Consider the following 18,568-nt stretch of genomic DNA (forward strand, 5'->3'; position numbering starts at 1 on the left):
GTCTCCGCGATTACCAGTTGCGACGCTTCAGGCGCAGCAGTTCGCCCTCAAGGTCGGCGACGGCTTGAGCGCCATCTTTGGTGCCGGACAGCACGTCATGGGAGGTGCTGAAGAACGCATTGCTGACGCGGCCATAGGCATCGCCCGTGGGGGCAGAAGGGCGGGCTACCGCATTAGTGAAGGTATCGTAGAGCGTACCGAAGAAGGGCACGGCATCCAGCACTTCCTGGTCTTGGTAAAGCGAATCAATCGTTGGGTTGTAAGAGGCTTGAATGGCGCGGCGTTTTTGCTCTTCTTCACCCGTTAGGTAAGCCACCAAGTCAGCGGCGATCTCAGGGTGCTCGCTGTAGCGAGAAACGGCCAAGTTCCAGCCGCCCAATCCCGCCGCGCTTTGGCCCTCTTCACCGCCTGCTGGCAGTTGAATGACGCCGACCTTGCCACGTACATCGCTGTCGTCGCTTTGTGCCAGCGACCACGCGTAAGGCCAGTTACGCATAAAGACCGCATTGCCGCCTTGGAAAACACCGCGGGCTTCTTCCTCGGTGTAGTTCAACACGCCTTCCGGGGAGATATCGCCAATCCAAGAGGCGGCGAGATCCAGCGCCTGTGCGGCTCGCTCGTTATTGATGGTTACTTCACCGTCGTTATCTACCACGGTGCCACCGCCAAAGCTTGCGACCCACTCAAGAGCGTTAACGGTTAAGCCTTCGTAGGCGCGGCCTTGGAACACGAAACCTTGCATACGGTCGTTACCTTCGGCGCGCTCAGCTTCTTTAATCTCACGGGCAATCTCAGTGAGTTCTTGCCAGGTGCTGGGTGCCTCGTGGCCGTACTTTTCAAGCAGGTCTTCGCGGTAGTAGAGCACGCCTGCATCGGTAAACCAGGGCATGGCAACCAGGCGATCATCGATGGTGTTGTTGGTGACGATGGTGTCGAAGTGGCCCGCAGCAGCCTCTTCGCCCAGCACCTCACGCAGGTCGAGCAGGTGGTTAGCGAGCAGGCCTGGCCATACCACGTCAATTTGCATCACATCGATGTCGCTGGAGTTGGCAGAAAGAATTTGTTGGTAGAGCGACAGGCGTTCAGTCGACGAGTTAGGCGTCGAAACCACATCGACGCTGTGGCCAGTTTTCTCTTCCCAAGCGCGAACGCCTTCTTGGCAAAGGGTCAGCTCTGCACCCACCGCGCCACAAGAAATGGTTAGTTCGGCCGCCTGGGCAGACCCAGTGGCGCTGGCAATACTGGCCAAAGCAATGGCTGACGTGAGCAGTGTCTTTTTCATAACGGCGTTCCTCGGCGTTTATTGTTGTGGGTGATGAGTATCAAAGCGCTTGCCGCGCCTACTTAAACGATTAAGTAAGTTGCCAGTTAGCCGTCTGTTTGCGCGAAGTTCAATAGCGACTTTTGTCTAAGGTAATAAATGAATTTTATCTAACATAAATGGGCGGTTAGACATTGGTCGATAATTAGCAAAGGCTTGTTGGTTTACCAATACTTAATCGATTAAGTTTTAGGGGCTGCAGCTTCCGACGCCAAAGTAGTGGTTGCTTTGCAACATTCAAGGGAGCTTGGTGTTAAGGCAGGCGCAGGCATAACGAGTAGAACAATAGCGGTTTAAAAACACTCGTTTTCCAGAGCAGATGTTTTTCAGAACAAATGTTTTCAGAACAATAGGACTTATAACAATGCATAAAACAGCGTTTAAAACTCCGCTGACCATTGCGGTGGCGGCTGCCAGCCTAGGCATGAGCGGGTTAGCCAGTGCCAACACGACCCTCGAAGAGCGCTTTGCCGAGCTTGAAGCGCGTATTGCAGCCGCCGAGCAGCGCGCAGATGCTGCCGAGCGCCGCGCTGAAATCGCTGAGGGATCGACTGCTCCAGCCACCAGCGCGCCTGCAGAGGCTACGACGGATGCAGATATCGAAGAGCGCCTAGCCCGGGTGGAGCGCCGCTCAAGCGGCGAGGAAGGTTTCTCATTCAACGTGTATGCACGTTCAGGCTTATTGCTTGGTGAAGACCGCAAGAGTATTGATGGCGGCCCCTATGTGACGCCGGTTGGCAACCTTGGTGGCGCAGTAGGTCGTTTAGGCAATGAACCCGATACCTACACAGAAGCCATTCTTAATTATCGCATGCAGTTTGATAACGGTGCCCGCGCCCGCTACACCACCATGCTGGCGGCGAGTACCAATTCCAGCAATGATTGGGTGGGCGACGATACCAACCTGAACGTACGCCAAGCCTACGCTGAATTCAGCGACCTACCGAGCTTTACCGGGGCGTTTGAAAATGCCTCTATTTGGGCCGGTAAACGTTTTGATCGTGACAATTTCGATATCCACTGGCTCGACAGCGATGTGGTATTTCTAGCGGGTACAGGTGGCGGTATTTACGATATGCAGTTAGGCGATAACTGGAAATCAAACGTATCGCTGTATGGCCGCAGCTTCAGTGATTTCGATGTGGTAAACCGTGAAAACCCTGGCCTAGACGGCGAGAGCGGTGATACCGACAACCTCGTGCTGACCTCCAATAACTACTTCGGTAGCTGGCAGGTGATGGCCAACGTGATGTCGGCCGCTGATAACGATGAGCGCGATATTGGCGCTGCCCAAACCGCCGCAGACAGCGGTTGGCACACGATGGTGGCGTACCATGGCGATAGCTTTTTTGGCCTGGGCGAAGGTAACTTCAAAGCGGCGGCGCTTCATGGTCAGGGGTTAGGTGCTGAAGTCAAAGCGCTGGGCAGCGATGGCGATCTCACCGACGATGCGACCGCAACGCGTTTGGCCGTTTATGGCACCACGTATATCGCGCCACAGTGGCGTATTGCACCCTCTATTTTGGCTGAAGTGAGCGAGGACCGCTTTGCTGAGGGTGACAGCTACACCTGGGCAACGCTGAACGTACGCTTGGCTAACGAGATTACTCAAAACTTCGAGATGCAGTACGAGGGTAGCTACCAGTATATGGATCTTGATCCCAACGGCTTTAGTGATCGCAATGAGGTTAGTGGCAACTTCGGCAAGCTTACTATTGCGCCTACCTTCAAGCCAGAAGTGGGCGGTTTCTGGAAACGTCCTGAAATTCGGCTGTTTGCCTCTTATACGGATTGGGACGACGATTTGAACGGCTACACCACCGAAGACTCTTTTGGTAACGACGGCTTTACGGGCGGTCAGTGGAGCTTTGGTGTGCAAAGTGAAATTTGGTTCTAAGCCGCTGACGCCCCGCTAGGGAGGTTCCTCGCCTGTTTCGTCAATGCCGATTGCCCGCGATTCGTCGCGGGCTTTTTTGCGATTAAGGTACCGTAGAAAGGTTGAAATTTTTTTTAGAAAGAGTGCATCCAACTGGCCTCCTTATGTGTATCCCCTATACAGCCACGGCAAAAGTGGCTGATATACAACCCAAGGAGACTGACATGACGATTCAACATTTAACGCGTGCTACCTTCGCTGCGACGCTCATTGCATCCTTCAGTCAAGCGGCGCTGGCCGATGTGCCTGCCGATATTCAAGTGCCTGATGGCCACAGCGTTGCTCTTGAAACGGTAGGGGTAGGCGCGATTACCTACATGTGTGAAGCCAAGGACGATGGTGGCTTGGGTTGGGTATTTAAAGGCCCGCACGCTGCTCTAAACGATAGCCAAGGCGCTCAGGTCGGCAGCTATTACGGCCCGCCCGCCACCTGGGAAGCCCTGGATGGTTCTAAAATTACCGGCACTCAGCTAGCCGTTTCGCCAAATGGCGATGGCAACATTCCGCTGCAACTTGTTGAAGCCAACCCGGCAGAAGGCGAGGGGGCTATGAATGGCGTCACCTATATTCAGCGCCTGGACACTCAGGGCGGCGTTGCGCCTAACGTCGACTGTGGCACCGATAACGAAGGCGCCACCGCTGTGGTCACTTATCAAGCTGACTATATTTTCTGGACCGCTAACTAAGCGCCCAAGCACTGACGAATATAGAATAAGCTAAGGAAGGCTAGGGACTCGTATCAAGGCTCCCTAGCCGCTATGCTACTGGCAGTGCGACGGCCGCTATCGGCGCGTTACCAGGGAGTGATGATGTGTCTGATGATGGTGGATCAACGATAGCCAACGAATTTGATCATCTTGATGCGCTTACCCGCATTGCTCGTGGCGAACAGGCAGCGCTTTCGCAGCTGTATCAGCAAGAGGGTGCCAAGCTTTTAGGCGTGGTGTACCGCATTGTGAAAGACCGTGGTATGGCCGAGGATATTGTCCACGATGCCTGCTTAAATATCTGGCAGCGTGCTGATAGTTTTGATCCGCAAAAAGGTGCCCCTCGCACTTGGATATTTAGCATAGCTCGCCATTTAGCGCTTAACGCTATTCGCGGGCGAGATCGTCACGTCTACACCGAGCTTAACGACCCCCATGAGTTTGCCGAAGATGACACCTATCAACACGCTTCCCAAGTTGAGGAGGCGTTTGATTGGCAAACCGGTCAGCGCATGGATGAGTGCTTACATCAATTAGAAACCGAACGCCGTAACTGTGTGCTACATGCTTATGTGGATGGCTTGAGCCACGCTGAAATTGCGGCGTATACCGGAACGCCCCTGGGCACGGTGAAGGCCTGGATCAAACGCAGTCTGCTTCGCCTACGGGAGTGTATGGCATGAGCTCTTCAAATGAACCCGATGATCTTCATGCCCTTGCCGGGGAGTTCGTGCTGGGCACGCTGTCCATGGCCGAGCGCGAGGCCTTTGAAGCGCGTTTAGCCAACGACCCTGAGCTACAAAAGGCAGTAGCCGCCTGGGAAGAGCGTTTCTTTCCTTATACCGCGATAGTCGACCCCGTGACGCCGTCGGATTACCTGTGGCCGCGCATCGAGCGCAGCTTAAAAGCCTCCGCTGCGCGTTCTCCGGCATCGGCTCCACGCCGCCGATGGGTGCAAAGCCTGCCGTTGTGGCGTGGGGTGGCAGGAGTGGGCTTAGCCGCTGCGCTAGCAATGGGCGTGATGCTGACGAACGTCGCGCCAGCACCGGCAACGCCGGAATATATGGTGGTGCTGTTAGCGCCGCAAACTCAATCAGCCGGGTGGGTGGTGCAAGCTGCCAACCGCCAGGAAATTCAGCTAATTCCACTAGGAACCTTTGAGGTGCCAGAGGGCAAGGCGCTGGAGTTCTGGACCAAAGCCGATGATTGGCAAGCGCCGGTCTCACTTGGCCTGGTAGAGCCTGGGCAACCGCTGCGCCTGCGTTTAGACCAGCTACCGCCGCTTGAGGATAACCAGCTCTTTGAGCTCACGCTAGAAGAGGACACCGGCTCACCCACCGGGTTACCGACGGGGCCGATTGAATTTATTGGCCGCGCGGTCGAGATTTAACGCACAGCGTTATTAACGCTGCTAAAGATCCTTTGATTAGCGCGCGGCGCGTTCCGGGTGGCCTAAAAGAACGTTAAACCCACTTGGAATAGCCGCTCCACGTCACGAATGCGCCGCTTATCAATCACGAACAGAATGACGTGGTCGCCGCTCTCTACCATCACATCCCCATGACCAATGATGACCTCTTTGCCTCGCACAATGGCACCAATGGTGGTGCCTTCAGGTAGGTTGATCTCAGCAATGGTACGGCCCACCACTTTGGAAGACTGCTTATCACCGTGGGCGATCGCCTCGATGGCTTCCGCGGCGCCACGGCGAAGCGAGTGTACATTGACAATATCGCCTCGGCGGACGTGAGTAAGCAGGCTGCCGATGGTCGCCTGTTGGGGGGAGATGGCGATATCGATGTCGCCCCCCTGCACCAAGTCCACGTAGGCGGCGTTGTTAATTAGCGTGAGTACCTTTTTGGCGCCCAGGCGTTTGGCCAACAGCGACGACATAATATTCACCTCGTCGTCGTTGGTCAGGGCACAAAAGATATCGCACTCTTCGATATTCTCCTCTTCCAGCAGCCGCTTGCTGGTGGCGCTGCCGTGTAGCACCACCGTTCGGTCAAGCCGTTCTGAAAGCGCAGTACAGCGCTCTAAGCTGTGCTCGATAATCTTAACCTGATGGCTGTGCTCTAGGTGCTCGGCCAAGCGCTCGCCAATGTTGCCGCCACCGGCAATCACCACCCGTCTAAAATCCCGTTCAACGCGGCGTAGTTCGCTCATTACCGCGCGAATATCGCGCCGTGCTGCCAGGAAAAACACCTCGTCGTCAGCTTCAATCACCGTATCACCACGGGGAATGATCGGCCGATTGCGGCGGTAAATGGCCGCGACGCGTGTTTCCACATTGGGCATGTGCTTGGCTAAAAAGGCTAAATCTTGTCCCACCAGTGGGCCACCGTAGAACGCTTTCACCGCCACCAGCTGCACCAAACCACCGGCAAACTCCAGCACCTGCAACGCACCGGGGTGCTCAATCAGGCGGCGAACATGATCCGTAACCACTTGTTCAGGGCTGATCAGTACATCAATGGGAATCGCTTCGTGGGCAAACAACCCCTTCCGGGTGAGGTAGGCGGTTGAGCGTACGCGGGCAATTTTGGTAGGCGTGCGGAACAGGGTATGGGCGACTTGGCAGGCGATCATGTTGATTTCATCGGTGTTGGTCACCGCAATCAACATATCGGCATCTTCACAGCCCGCCTGACGCAGCACAATCGGATATGAAGCCGAGCCCGTCACGGTACGAATATCCAGTTTGGTGTGCAGTTCGCGCAGTTTTGAGCCGTCGGTATCGACAACGGTAATGTCATTTTCTTCGCGGGCTAGGTGCTCTGCCAGGGTGGCACCGACTTGGCCGGCACCAAGAATGATTATTTTCATTTGTCGATTTCCTCACGGTCGAACTCAACGCAAAGCCGATAGCCAATTCCCGGCTCGGTTTGCAGCAGGCTGGGGGCATGTGGTTCATCGCCCAGTTTCTGGCGTAGCTTGCTGATAATGATGCGTAAATAGTGGGTGTCTTCTTGGTGGCTTGGTCCCCAGATGGTGCGCAGCAAATGGGTTTGCGTCACGATTCGGCCAGCCTGGCTAATCAGCTGTTGCAGCACTGCAAATTCTTTACGGGTTAAATGGATTGTCTCGCCGTTTAATGTCACCCGATGGGCAGCGATATCAAGAGTTAACGCGCCATATGCATAATACGGCGGCGTGATGGTAGGCGGGTGCTGGCGCAGCAGAGCGCGGATACGGGCGAGCAGTTCCTGAATACCAAAAGGCTTGGTGACATAGTCGTTAGCACCGTTATCCAAGGCGCGCACTTTCTCTGCTTCCTGGCCACGCACCGAGACAATGATAATGGGGGTGCTGACCTGCTGGCGTAGTGTATGGAGCACCTGCTGACCATCAATATCAGGCAGTCCCAAGTCCAACAAAATTAAATCGATAGGATCAGCTGCTAGCGTCTCGCGTACGGTGTGCAGGGCGGAACCCCCGGTGCTGGCTTCGCTGATGCGAAAGCCTTGAGACCCCAGGCTAATGCGTAAAAACTGACGTATCGCGGTCTCATCGTCCACGATTAGTATGCGTGCAGGCTTAGACATCATCGTGCTGTTCTTGGGTGGGGGGTGAGAGAGGCAGAGTCATGATAATTTGAGTCCCCTGCCCGTGGGGGCCTTCAGCAGCAGCCACCGTTCCTCCATGGGCGCCTAGCATGCCTCGGCAAATAGCGAGTCCAAGCCCTGTGCCATGCAGGCTGCGGTCACCGCCATTGCCCGTAAAAAACATCTCAAATACCTGTTCACGCATTGAGGATGGTATCCCTGGCCCTTCATCGGTGACGGTGAGTGTGAGCGTGCTATGGCGAGGGTCAGTAGCAGCGGCAATGGTGATCACTCCGTTAGGAGGAGAAAATCGTGCAGCGTTTTCCAGTACGTTGACCAGCGCCTGCTCAATCAAGGCGGGGTGAACATTCAATAGCGGTAGTTCGCCATCCCATGCCTGATGCACGTTAAGGTTGGCTAATGAACTCGTTAAACGACGACGGGCGGAAGCCACTAAGTCATCGATGCTGATCCAGTCGCGCTCAATCGTTAACTCGCCGTGGCCCAATCGTGTCATGTCTAACAAATTTTGGATGTAGCGGTTAAGGCGCTCGCTTTCATTGAGGACGCCATCCAGTAGGGCAAAGCGATCCTGCTGGTTTAGCTGGGCATCTAACGTGCGCAGGGAACTTGCGGCCCCTATAATCGAGGCGAGCGGCGTGCGTAAATCGTGGGAAACTGAGGCGAGCAAGGCCGATCGTAACCGCTCCTGTTCCTCTGCCAGCCGAGAGACGTTGAGTGCCAACATACGTTCCCGACTGACGCCCGCAATGTTTCCAACAACTAAGGCGACTAATAAAAAAAATAATAGTGTAACCAGCTGCTCTCGCTCTGAAACCGCTAGCGAGAGGTACGGTTCCGTAAAGCCTACGTTAAACACCACAAAGTTCACCAGCGCACTGATAAAAGCGGCATAGCTACTGGCCAATACCGCACAGGCGAGTACAGCCGTCAAGAAAATAAGCGATAAGTTAGCCAACGCGAGCCAAGCATGCAGCCCCCAAGCAACCAGCAGAGCCGCACCGCTAGTGCCGAACACCAAGGCTATCTCGCGTCGGTTGGGTAGGCGAAACACGTGCATTATTTTCATCTTTAACGCCGCCAGAACATGGGGGTGAGCAGCACCACTACGGTCAAGATTTCCAGACGACCCATTAACATACCGATGCACAGTAGCCATTTAGCTGCATCGGGGAGTGTCGCAAAGTTACCTGCCGGGCCAATGGTATCACCGAGACCGGGACCGACATTTGCCACCGCAGTGGCCGCTCCTGAAAGGGCAGTGACTAAGTCCAACCCCAACGCTGAAAGGCCCAACGCGAGCACTGCAATCGTAATAAAGAAGAAGAACGAAAAAGCCACAACGCTGCGGGAAATATCGCTGGTCACCGGCTGCTGGTTGTAGCGCGTTGTGAAAACCCCATTGGCATGAATTAGATAACGCAGCTGATTACGCAACATCAGCATGGCGATTTGAAAGCGGAAAATCTTCATACCGCCGCTTGTAGAGCCGCTGCAGCCACCCATAAACGTCAGATAGAAAAACGCCGCAATGGGTAGTGAGCCCCACAACGTGTAGTCGTCGGATGCATAGCCCGTAGTGGTCACGACTGAAATGACGTTAAACGTGACGTGGGTCACCGAGACAAACCAGTCATCGCCTTGTAAAACGCGCCACATGCTGAGTATAACGATTGCGGTTAGCAGCAGTTTTAACAAACCGCGCACCTGTTGGTCGTTCCATAATGCGCTTTTGGATGAACGAATAAAGCGAATGTACAACACGAACGGTAGCGCACCACTCAGCATAAAAAAGCTACCCATCCAGAGTAGCCATGGCTGCTCAGCGTAGGCGCCAAACGAGGCATCAGAGTTAGCAAAGCCGCCGGTCGCCAGCGATGTCATGCCATGCACAATGGCATCGAGCGGGTGCATTCCTCCTACCCAGTAGCTCAGCATCGCTACGAGTGTCAGCCCCACGTAGATACTGAGCGTCGCTTTCGCAATGCCGCCCGTGCGGGGCATCACTTTATCGGACCAATCCGAAGACTCAGTGTGAAATAGCCGCATGCCGCCTACTTTTAGAAACGGCAGAATAGCGATGCCCATGACAATAATGCCGATACCGCCCAGCCACTGCATCAAACCCCGCCACAGTTTTAGGCCGTCGGATAACTCTTCGATCTCTGACAAGATGGTTGACCCGGTGGTGGTAATCGCCGAGACCGACTCAAAGACTGCATTAGTAAAGCTAAGTTGGGGGGCGCCAAGAATCAGCGGTAGGCTGGCAAAGCAGCTTATGCTGATCCAACTACCCGCTGTGAGGATGAACATCTGCCACGATTTAAGCTCTAGAGAGGCACGATAAGTGAGCAGTAGCGTGCTTGTTACACAGGCGAGCACGATCATGAGAGACAAGCTAAACGCATGGGCGTCGGGATCGCGCTCAACCAGTAGAACCACCCAAGGCATCACCATAAATAGCGCTAGAATAAGCCATAGCACCGACAAAATCTTAAGCACGGGTGCCCAGTGGCGATAGAGTTCTCTGCTGCGATAAAGCCAAGGATTGGTTGTGTGATGCATTGTCTTACTCAATGTTCATTTGCCTGAAACATGGCTCAATAACATCATGCACCTGCATAAAAAGTCTGTAAAAAATAAAAAACCTGCGCAGATTTCTCAGGCGTTGATGGGGTCTAGACAGTGCTTAGTTGCTCTGATGTGCAATTGGATGAACCATTGCCATGATGTACATACTTTATTAAGACGCTGCTGTTGCCCGTGTTGAGGTGACGAGCTGTGTCGCTGTCAGCATCCGCTATTAGCGGTAGGCCACCCCATTCTCAAAGGAGGAGCTTGCGTATATGAAGGCCGTAAAGTGAAAGGCAACAGGCTTAGCTAGCGAAGAGGAAAAGACAAACATCAGTTAATATTTTGTAGTAAAATTACATTAATTGTTGCGCATAACGCCTATAATCAGATAGATTTTAGGTAATCTAACTACATTATAGCGCCTAATGATAAACAGGAGTTGAGATGAGCCAGTCACATGCACCGCTAGGCGACCCCCATCACGCGATCGATTTGGCGCTGTTTGGGGCATTAGGCGACCTTGCCATGCGCAAGCTGTTTCCTGCGCTGTATCATCTTGACCGCGAGGGCTTAATGCCAGAAAGCACGCGGATCATGGGGCTGGCGCGCCAGGAGCATGACACTGCCGCGTTTCGTCAATTGGTTAATGGTGCGCTGCAAAAACGTCTGAAAAAAGACGAGCAGGACAAAGAGAGTCTTGAGCGCTTCTTAAACCGCTTGGAGTACCTGAAGCTCGACTTCGCCACCGCAGAGGGCTACGACGCCATTCGCCAGTGGCGTGAAGGCTCCAAGCAGCCCATGGTGGTGTATCTATCCGTCGCGGCGCGCATCTACGGCGATATCTGCCGCAATTTGCAGGCGAGCAACAGCCTGGATGACGATACCCGTGTCATTGTTGAGAAGCCGATTGGCTATGACTTGGCCTCTTCCGAGGAGATCAACGACGCGATTGGCGCTGTCTTCCCTGAATCCCGTATTTACCGTATCGATCACTACCTGGGCAAAGAGACGGTTCAGAACCTAATCGCCCTGCGGTTTGCCAACCCGCTGTTCGGCACCCAGTGGAACCAGAATCATATCTCCCACGTCGAGATTACTGTGGCGGAAAAAGTCGGTATCGAAGGCCGCTGGGGGTACTTTGACGATGCGGGCCAGCTGCGCGACATGGTGCAGAACCATCTATTGCAGCTGCTGTGCCTGATTGCCATGGACCCGCCTTCCAACCTGGACGCCGATGCCATCCGTGATGAGAAGGTTAAAGTGCTTAAGGCGCTCAAACCGTTTACCGGTGAGGCGCTTGGGCGCGACGTAGTGCGCGGCCAGTACATTGCGGGCACCAGCGATGGTCAGCCCGTGCCGGGCTATTTGGATGAAGAGGGTGCCAACACCCAGAGCCAAACCGAAACCTTCGTGGCCATGAAAACCGAAGTGGCCAACTGGCGCTGGGCGGGGGTGCCGTTCTATCTGCGTACCGGTAAACGTATGCCGGAGAAGCTGTCACAAATTGTCATTCACTTCCGTCAGCAGCCTCACTACATTTTCGACCCGGATCAGCGCAATATTGCCGCTAACAAGCTGATTATTCGCCTACAGCCGGAAGAAGGCATTGCCCTGCAGGTGCTCACCAAGGATAGCGGCCTGGATAAAGGCATGCGCCTGCGCCCTGGCCCGCTGCACCTGGATTTCAACAACGCCTTCCCCAAGTCGCGTATCCCCGATGCCTACGAGCGTCTGCTTCTGGAAGTCATGAAAGGCCAGCAGTACCTGTTTGTGCGCCGAGACGAAGTGGAGCACGCGTGGCGCTGGTGCGACCAGCTAATCGATGGCTGGAAGTCACGCGAAACCCCGCCGCGCCGCTACCCGGCGGGCTCTTGGGGGCCGGTCGCCTCTATTGCCATGATTACCCAGGATGGCCGCAGCTGGTACGAGGACTATTAAGATGAGCAACACACGACAAGCGCTGGCCGAGCAGCTAGCAGAAGCCGTTTATCAAGCCTTGGCGGCAGACCTGGAGCATCAGGAGCGTGCCTTATTGGTGGTATCAGGCGGTTCGACGCCGGTGCCATTTTTCAAGGCGCTGGCGCAAAAGCCGCTGGCGTGGGCGCGAGTCGATATCACCCTAGCCGACGAGCGCTGGGTGGATGCGCAAAGCAGTGACAGCAACGCCAAGTTAGTGCGCGACAACCTGCTGCAGGGCCCCGCAGCGGCGGCCAACTTTGTGCCGTTGATCTCTGACGCCGGCACGCCGGAAGAGGGCGTGGCAGCGGTGGCAGAAGCCACCGCAGGGCTTGCCTGGCCAGCGAGCGTGGTGATTTTAGGCATGGGCGGCGATGGCCACACAGCCTCGCTGTTCCCCGATAGCCAAGAGCTGGGCCTGGCGCTCTCCACCGATGAGCCGCTGGTGGCGGTGCGTACGCCCAGTCAGCCGCAGCCGCGCATTACGTTCTCGGCGGGCCGCCTGCATCAGGCAAAGCGCCATATTCTACATATTACCGGCGACGATAAGCGGGCCGTACTGGCGAATGCCATGAGTGGTGACGATGTTCGCACCCTACCGATTCGCGCCTTTTTATCGTGCCCCTTGGCGATCTACTGGGCACCCTAACGCTTTGCCCACGCCAATAATAAATTGCTTGGAGACTCACTGATGTCCATTGATAAACAGCTACCCTCAACGCGCACCGCCGAGCTCGACAGCATCTGCTTAAAAGCAGAAGTGATTCCGGTGATTACCATTGAGCGTCTGGAAGATGCCGTGCCCCTGGGCCGCGCTCTGGTTGAGGGCGGCTTGACCGTTCTGGAAATTACCCTGCGTACCGACTGCGCCCTGGAAGCCATCAAGCGCATGAAAGAAGCGCTGCCGGGTGCCAGTATTGGCGTGGGTACCGTGCTCACGCCCGCGCAATATCGCCAGGCTGAGCAGGTCGGCGCTGATTTCGTCGTTACTCCGGGTGCCACCGAAGCGCTTTACCGCTACGGCGTAGAGAGCCCCGTGCCGATGCTCCCAGGCGTCTCAACTATATCTGAGCTGATGACTGGCTGGCAGTATGGCTACCGCCGCTTCAAGTTTTTCCCCGCTGAATCCAGCGGCGGCGCGAAAGCGCTTAAAGCGTTCGGCGCTCCCATTCCTGAAGCGCGTTTCTGCCCCACTGGCGGCATTACTGTGGACAATGCCGAGACTTACCTCTCGCTGCCCAACGTAATGTGTGTCGGCGGCTCCTGGCTAACGCCGAAAGCGATGATTGAAGCCGAAGATTGGGACGGCATTCGCGAGCTGGCCCGCCAGGCCGCCGAGCGTTTCCACCACTAATATGAAACACCGTACCGAGCACTCTCGTTACTTGCCTCACTGATATCGGGTCGTGTGAGCAAGACGTTTGCCCGAGCATGTCACCATGCTCGGGCTTTTTTATGCCTGCGTCTGAATGGAGCAGTGCATTTTGTGATGACGCTGTGGGCTAGCCTGCCGAACTGCGCAGGGCTTCGATGTCGGCGTGGGTAGGCAGTGCTGCATACGCGCCGGGGCGGGTGACCGCGTGGGCACCGCAGCGGCAGGCGATATCTACTGCTCGGGTGAGAAACGCGCTGTCCTGGTGCCAGCTTTCGCTGATGCCGTAGCGTGAAAGCTCCGCGAGCAGGCCGCCAATAAAGGCATCGCCACCGGCGGTGGTATCCACTGCCGTGACGCTGGGCGGCGTCACGGTTTGGTCAATACCAATGCCTTTGAGCACCACATTATGGGGGCCGTCGGTAATCACAATCACCTTCACCCCTGCGGCCATGCGCTCGGCCAGCCACGCCTCTTGTGGATGGTCGCCTCGCAGGTAGTCCAGCTCTTCTAGAGAGACTTTCACCAGCTCGGCGCTGTCGATCAGCTCGGTGACCCGCCATACGTCCGCTGAGCCATCCGCCCACAAATTGTGGCGCAGGTTGGCGTCCACGCTGACTAGGCAACCTGCCCGCTTGGCCATGGCGGCAATTGCGAGGGTGGTCTCGGCAATCTCGGGGTCGGTCAGGCTATTACTGCACAGGTGCACAATGGCGGGCTGCTCGAACACGCCGTAGGGCAGATGTTCCAAGCGGTAGAGCAGGTCGGCCGCCGGTGGGCGGTAGAAATCGAAGGTGCGCTCGCCGCTGCTGTCGCGGGAGACAAACGCCAGCGCCGTGCGGGCTTCCTTGGTGAGCACCACGCCCTGAGTATCCACGCCATGGCTTTTCAGCTCACGAATCAAAAAGTGCCCAAAGGTGTCGTCGCCTACCATACCCAAAAACTGGCTGGGTACGTTGAGTCGTGCGCAGGCCACTGCCACGTTGGCAGGCGCGCCGCCTGCATAGGGCGTAAACGTCTCTGGTCCCGTGTCATCACCCAGGCGGCTAGAGAGCATATCAATCAAAGCTTCACCGAACGCAATCACCGGCGTCATAGGTCTTTCCTTCTCGTTAAAGGTTCGCGTTAAGCGACGCAGTGGCCGCGGGCGGCTTCCAGCAGTTCGTACCAGGCTTCTCTGGGCAGCGTTTCCGGGCCGTTCAGCATATCGGCGATACGCTCTGGTTTCACGCTGCCTACCACCGGTGCTGGGCGGCCGGGCAGGGTGCGCAGCCATGCCAGCGCCAGCGCGCCGGGTGTGCTGTTAAGCTCGCCTGCTAAACGGTTCAATACGCGGCTCACCTCGCCCTGCATCAGTTGGCCGCCCGCCAGCGGGGACCACGCCATAGGCGCATGGCCATCGGCACCCAGGTCGTCAAAGCTGCCGTCAAACAGCGGCGCGCTATGGGCAATGGAGAGTTCGATCTGGTTGGCCTGAAGCGGGTGGTGCATATGGCGTTGCAGCCTGCGCCACTGGCTGGGCAGGTGGTTAGAAATACCCGCCGCGCCAATTTTGCCTGCCTCGATGGCATCATCCAGCGCGCGCCCCGTGGCAGCGGCATCCATCAGCAGGTCCGGGCGGTGAATCAGAAAGTGGTCAAGACGTTCGACGCCCAGGCGGCCCAGCGCATCGTCAATGGCGCGGCTTAGGTAGTCCGGGCTGGCATTGTAGTGCTTTACCTTGCCGGAACCGGGGGCCGGGTTGTCGTTGGCGATGCTGGCTTTGGTGACGACATTTAGCCGCTTAGCCAGCGCCGGGCGGGCGTGCAGCGCTTGGCCAAACAGTGTTTCGCATGCTCCGTTGCCGTAAATGTCGGCATGGTCGAACCAGTGCAAACCCTGCTCTAAGCGAGCTTCAATCCAGTCGGCTAAATGGCTCGCTTGGTGCATCTCTTGCGCTTCATGCAGGCGCATCATGCCGAGTACAAACGTCACGTTGAACGTTACAGCAGCCATGACGTGTCCCAATCTGTTAAAAAACTTCTTCGTTATGCAGCGCTTCGGCGGCACCCAGCAGGCCGGTCCAGGGGTGAGTCACAATCCACACTGGGATATCGGCGTTGTACGCGCCCATGCGCCCTTTATTAACAAAGCTTGAGCGCAGCTCGCACTTAGGCAGCCACTCTAATAAGCGAGGCAGAATGCCGCCGCAGAGATACACGCCGCCGCGTGCGCCCATTGTCAGCGTGGCATCACCACACACGTCACCGAGAATTTTCAAAAAGCGCAGCAAGGTGGCGGTGGCGATGGCATCGCCCTCGTTAGCCGCTTGGGTCACGTCAGCGGGGGTCTCGCAGCGCGGCGCTTGGCCTTCTAGGGTGCAGTGGGCTTGGTACAGCTCTAACAGCCCTTGCCCGCACAGAATGCGTTCCACACTCACTCGCTGGTGGCGCTGTAAAAACACGTCCAGCAAGGCGCGTTCAGTGGTGTCGGTAGGCGCGAAGGTGACATGACCGCCTTCGGTGGGCAGCGGAATCCAGGCGTGCTGGCCGGGGAATACTCCGGCCACGCCCAGCCCCGTACCGGGGCCGATGACCAAGCGGGTAGAGTGCGACTGGGCTTCCCCAGGCTGCACTTCCACCAAGTTATCTTCCCCCACGTGGGGCACGCCCAGCGCCTGGGCGGTGAAGTCATTGATGACTTTAAACAGCGACAGATTCAGCGCCTGCTGAACGTCGCTTTTCATAAAGTCCCAATGGTTGTTGGTCATTTTCACCCGCTCAGCGTGAACGGGGCAGGCAAAGGCCAGGCAGGCTTCTTGCGGGGCATTCTCGTCCGTTGCGCCTACCCGGGCGAGATAGTCCTGAATCGCTTCAATGACGCCGGGGTAGTCGGCGCAGGGCAGATTAAGAATATCGTGGGGCGTGACTTCGCCCGGCGTGACCAACGCAAGGCGAGCATTCGTGCCGCCGATATCGCCGATGAGTGCCGGTCGCATTAGGCGTCCTCTTGTAAGATTTGCCCCTGCTGACGAGCGAGATCGTCGGCTTCAAAGCCGCCCAACGAGCCTGCGCCCTCTTCACCGCGCATCGCCAGGTGGCGGAAGCCCGAGAACAGCTCGCGGCCCAGGCCAACGTGGTAGTGGTCAAGGTTCGCCACTACGCGCTCGCGGTCGGCCCAGGTGGCCGCATCCACTTTGGCTTCCAGGGTGCCGGTGTTGGCATCCAGGCGCACCACGTCGCCATCGCGCAGTTTGGCCAGCGGGCCACCGTCCAGCGCTTCCGGGCTCATGTGGATAGAGGCGGGCACTTTACCCGACGCACCGGACATACGGCCATCGGTGACCAGCGCGACCTTGAAGCCACGGTCCTGGAGTACGCCCAGGAAGGGAGTGAGTTTGTGCAGTTCGGGCATGCCGTTGGCTTTGGGGCCTTGGAAGCGAACTACCACAATCACGTCGCGGTCCAGGTCGCCCGACTCAAACGCCGCTTTCATTTCGTTCTGATCTTCAAAGATCTTCACCGGCGCTTCTACTACACGGTGCTCTTCGGCTACCGCCGAAACCTTGATGACGCCTCGGCCCAGGTTGCCTTTCATGACGGTTAGGCCGCCCGTGGCAGCGAAGGGCGTGGCGACTGGGCGCAGCACGTCTTCGTCCAGGCTGTCTTCCGGGCCTTCACGCCATACCACGTTGCCATCTTCCAGGAAGGGCTCTTGGGTGTAAGCGGTCAGGTCGGTGCCAAACACGGTGGGGATGTCGCCGTGGAGCAGGCCCGCGCCCAGCAGTTCGCGGAACAGGTAGCTCATGCCGCCCGCCGCCTGGAAGTGGTTAATATCCGCCTGGCCGTTGGGGTAGACCTTCATGATACTGGGCGTGACCGCTGAAAGATCGGTGAAATCGTCCCAGTTCAGCGTGATGCCCGCCGCAGCTGCCATGGCAATCAGGTGCAGGGTGTGGTTGGTAGAGCCGCCAGACGCCAGCAGGCCAACGACGGCGTTAACGATGGCGCGCTCGTCGATCTGCTTGTAGAACGGGCGGTACTCGCCGCCGGGCTCAGTGTTGCGAATGGCCTGTTCGGTGGCGTAGCGGGTCAGCGCTTCGCGCATTTCGGTGCCAGGATTGACGAACGAGGTGCCCGGCAGGTGCAGGCCCATCACTTCCATCATCAGCTGGTTGGAGTTAGCGGTGCCGTAAAAGGTGCAGGTGCCGGGGCTGTGGTAGGAGTCGGACTCCGCTTGCAGCAGCTCCTCGCGGCCTACTTTACCTTCGGCGTAGAGCTGGCGAATGCGCGCTTTCTCTTTGTTCGGCAGGCCGCTGGGCATTGGGCCAGCGGGTACGAACATGGCGGGCAGATGGCCAAAGCGGGCGGCACCGATAAACAGGCCCGGTACGATTTTGTCGCACACGCCGAGGTAAATAGCGGCATCGAACATGTTATGTGAAAGACCCACGGCGGTGGCCATGGCAATCACATCGCGTGAGAACAGCGAGAGTTCCATGCCCGGCTGGCCCTGGGTTACGCCATCGCACATGGCGGGTACGCCACCGGCAAACTGCGCGGTAGAGCCCATGGCGCGGGCGGCCGATTTAATGGTTTCCGGGAAGGTTTCAAACGGCTGGTGGGCCGAGAGCATGTCGTTGTACGAAGAAATAATCCCCAGGTTGGCGCTGTTCATCAGCTTCAGGGAATCTTTTTCCTGCGGGCTACAGGCGGCAAAGCCGTGGGCCAGGTTGCCGCAGGAGAGTTCGCCTCGGTGAACGCCGCGCTTGTGCTGGTCGGCCATGCGGCGCTCGTATAGAGCGCGCCGCTCGGCAGAGCGCTCACGAATACGTTGGGTAACCTCGGCAACCGTCGGATTGAGTGTAGCGGGTGTTGAACCAGGCATAGAGACCTCTGCATAGGTAGAGACAGTGACGATTATGTAGTTATTTTACATATTTTGGCGTCGATACAAGAGACTTTACGGCAATAAAAGCGCTATTTATAGCTTAATTTGTAGTTTTATTACCTTAAGGGGTGGCTGCTATCGCCGCTGCACCTGATGCTTTGAGAAATGTTATAAAAAGCGGTGCGTAAGCGTCTGTTTCGCGGCTAAAGCACAAGTATAGCAGTCCTGCTTTTGCTACTATCCTGCGCCACCAGCCTGTGGAGAATT

At 56.8% G+C, this 18,568-nt stretch carries 16 protein-coding genes; 7 read left to right on the forward strand and 9 right to left on the reverse strand.

Annotated features, from left to right (window positions below; genetic code table 11):
• Positions 1-10: 10 nt before the first annotated feature.
• On the reverse strand, positions 11-1,282 hold the full coding sequence (locus LG301_RS05945) for an ABC transporter substrate-binding protein (protein WP_404474265.1): 1,272 nt from the start codon (positions 1,280-1,282) through the stop codon (positions 11-13).
• Between the two features lie 403 nt (positions 1,283-1,685).
• On the opposite strand from LG301_RS05945, the gene LG301_RS05950 reads away from it, so the two are divergent.
• From LG301_RS05950 to LG301_RS05965, 4 genes are all read left to right on the forward strand, one after another.
• On the forward strand, positions 1,686-3,218 hold the full coding sequence (locus LG301_RS05950; protein WP_404474266.1) for a carbohydrate porin: 1,533 nt from the start codon (positions 1,686-1,688) through the stop codon (positions 3,216-3,218).
• Positions 3,219-3,421: 203 nt separating this feature from the next.
• Positions 3,422-3,943, forward strand: coding sequence for a DUF3455 domain-containing protein (locus LG301_RS05955; RefSeq protein ID WP_404474268.1), 522 nt, complete (start codon positions 3,422-3,424; stop codon positions 3,941-3,943).
• A gap of 125 nt (positions 3,944-4,068) precedes the next feature.
• On the forward strand, positions 4,069-4,647 hold the full coding sequence (locus LG301_RS05960; RefSeq protein ID WP_404474270.1) for a sigma-70 family RNA polymerase sigma factor: 579 nt from the start codon (positions 4,069-4,071) through the stop codon (positions 4,645-4,647).
• Complete coding sequence (locus LG301_RS05965; protein WP_404474272.1) at positions 4,644-5,354, forward strand: anti-sigma factor domain-containing protein; 711 nt, start codon at positions 4,644-4,646, stop codon at positions 5,352-5,354. Before LG301_RS05960 ends, LG301_RS05965 begins: the two co-directional genes overlap by 4 nt.
• A 62-nt stretch (positions 5,355-5,416) precedes the next feature.
• Here LG301_RS05965 and trkA read toward each other — a convergent pair whose 3' ends face one another.
• From trkA to LG301_RS05985, 4 genes are read right to left on the reverse strand one after another with little or no spacing between them, the layout of a single operon-like run.
• A complete protein-coding gene (trkA, locus tag LG301_RS05970) occupies positions 5,417-6,790 on the reverse strand; it encodes a Trk system potassium transporter TrkA (RefSeq protein ID WP_404474273.1) in 1,374 nt (457 codons plus the stop codon).
• Positions 6,787-7,512, reverse strand: coding sequence for a response regulator (locus LG301_RS05975; RefSeq protein ID WP_404474275.1), 726 nt, complete (start codon positions 7,510-7,512; stop codon positions 6,787-6,789). The genes trkA and LG301_RS05975 overlap by 4 nt, the downstream gene beginning before the upstream one ends.
• Positions 7,502-8,599: an ATP-binding protein gene (locus LG301_RS05980; RefSeq protein ID WP_404474277.1), complete on the reverse strand. Its 1,098-nt coding sequence runs from the start codon at positions 8,597-8,599 to the stop codon at positions 7,502-7,504. Before LG301_RS05980 ends, LG301_RS05975 begins: the two co-directional genes overlap by 11 nt.
• 2 nt (positions 8,600-8,601) lie before the next feature.
• Positions 8,602-10,095, reverse strand: coding sequence for a TrkH family potassium uptake protein (locus LG301_RS05985; protein ID WP_404474280.1), 1,494 nt, complete (start codon positions 10,093-10,095; stop codon positions 8,602-8,604).
• A 453-nt stretch (positions 10,096-10,548) separates the two neighbouring features.
• Between LG301_RS05985 and zwf the strand changes: the two genes are divergently transcribed.
• From zwf to LG301_RS06000, 3 genes are read left to right on the forward strand one after another with little or no spacing between them, the layout of a single operon-like run.
• Complete coding sequence (gene zwf, locus LG301_RS05990) at positions 10,549-12,042, forward strand: glucose-6-phosphate dehydrogenase (RefSeq protein WP_404474282.1); 1,494 nt, start codon at positions 10,549-10,551, stop codon at positions 12,040-12,042.
• A 1-nt stretch (position 12,043) separates the two neighbouring features.
• Positions 12,044-12,709: a 6-phosphogluconolactonase gene (gene pgl, locus LG301_RS05995; RefSeq protein ID WP_404474285.1), complete on the forward strand. Its 666-nt coding sequence runs from the start codon at positions 12,044-12,046 to the stop codon at positions 12,707-12,709.
• A 42-nt stretch (positions 12,710-12,751) separates the two neighbouring features.
• Positions 12,752-13,414 (forward strand): bifunctional 4-hydroxy-2-oxoglutarate aldolase/2-dehydro-3-deoxy-phosphogluconate aldolase, encoded by a 663-nt coding sequence (locus LG301_RS06000; RefSeq protein WP_287804907.1) that lies wholly within the window; start codon positions 12,752-12,754, stop codon positions 13,412-13,414.
• Between the two features lie 148 nt (positions 13,415-13,562).
• Here LG301_RS06000 and LG301_RS06005 read toward each other — a convergent pair whose 3' ends face one another.
• The 4 genes from LG301_RS06005 to edd are packed head-to-tail and all read right to left on the reverse strand — an operon-like array spanning position 13,563 to position 18,298.
• Positions 13,563-14,528: a carbohydrate kinase gene (locus LG301_RS06005; protein ID WP_404474287.1), complete on the reverse strand. Its 966-nt coding sequence runs from the start codon at positions 14,526-14,528 to the stop codon at positions 13,563-13,565.
• Between the two features lie 29 nt (positions 14,529-14,557).
• Complete coding sequence (locus LG301_RS06010) at positions 14,558-15,427, reverse strand: aldo/keto reductase family oxidoreductase (RefSeq protein WP_404474289.1); 870 nt, start codon at positions 15,425-15,427, stop codon at positions 14,558-14,560.
• A gap of 16 nt (positions 15,428-15,443) precedes the next feature.
• Complete coding sequence (gene glk, locus LG301_RS06015) at positions 15,444-16,409, reverse strand: glucokinase (protein WP_404474291.1); 966 nt, start codon at positions 16,407-16,409, stop codon at positions 15,444-15,446.
• The gene (edd, locus tag LG301_RS06020) at positions 16,409-18,298 is read right to left on the reverse strand and encodes a phosphogluconate dehydratase (RefSeq protein ID WP_404474293.1); all 1,890 of its coding nucleotides are present in this window, start codon (positions 18,296-18,298) and stop codon (positions 16,409-16,411) included. Before edd ends, glk begins: the two co-directional genes overlap by 1 nt.
• Positions 18,299-18,568: the final 270 nt, after the last annotated feature.

The sequence above is a fragment of the Vreelandella venusta genome, assembly GCF_044809155.1.
In the GTDB taxonomy this organism is placed as follows: Bacteria; Pseudomonadota; Gammaproteobacteria; order Pseudomonadales; family Halomonadaceae; genus Vreelandella; species Vreelandella venusta_B.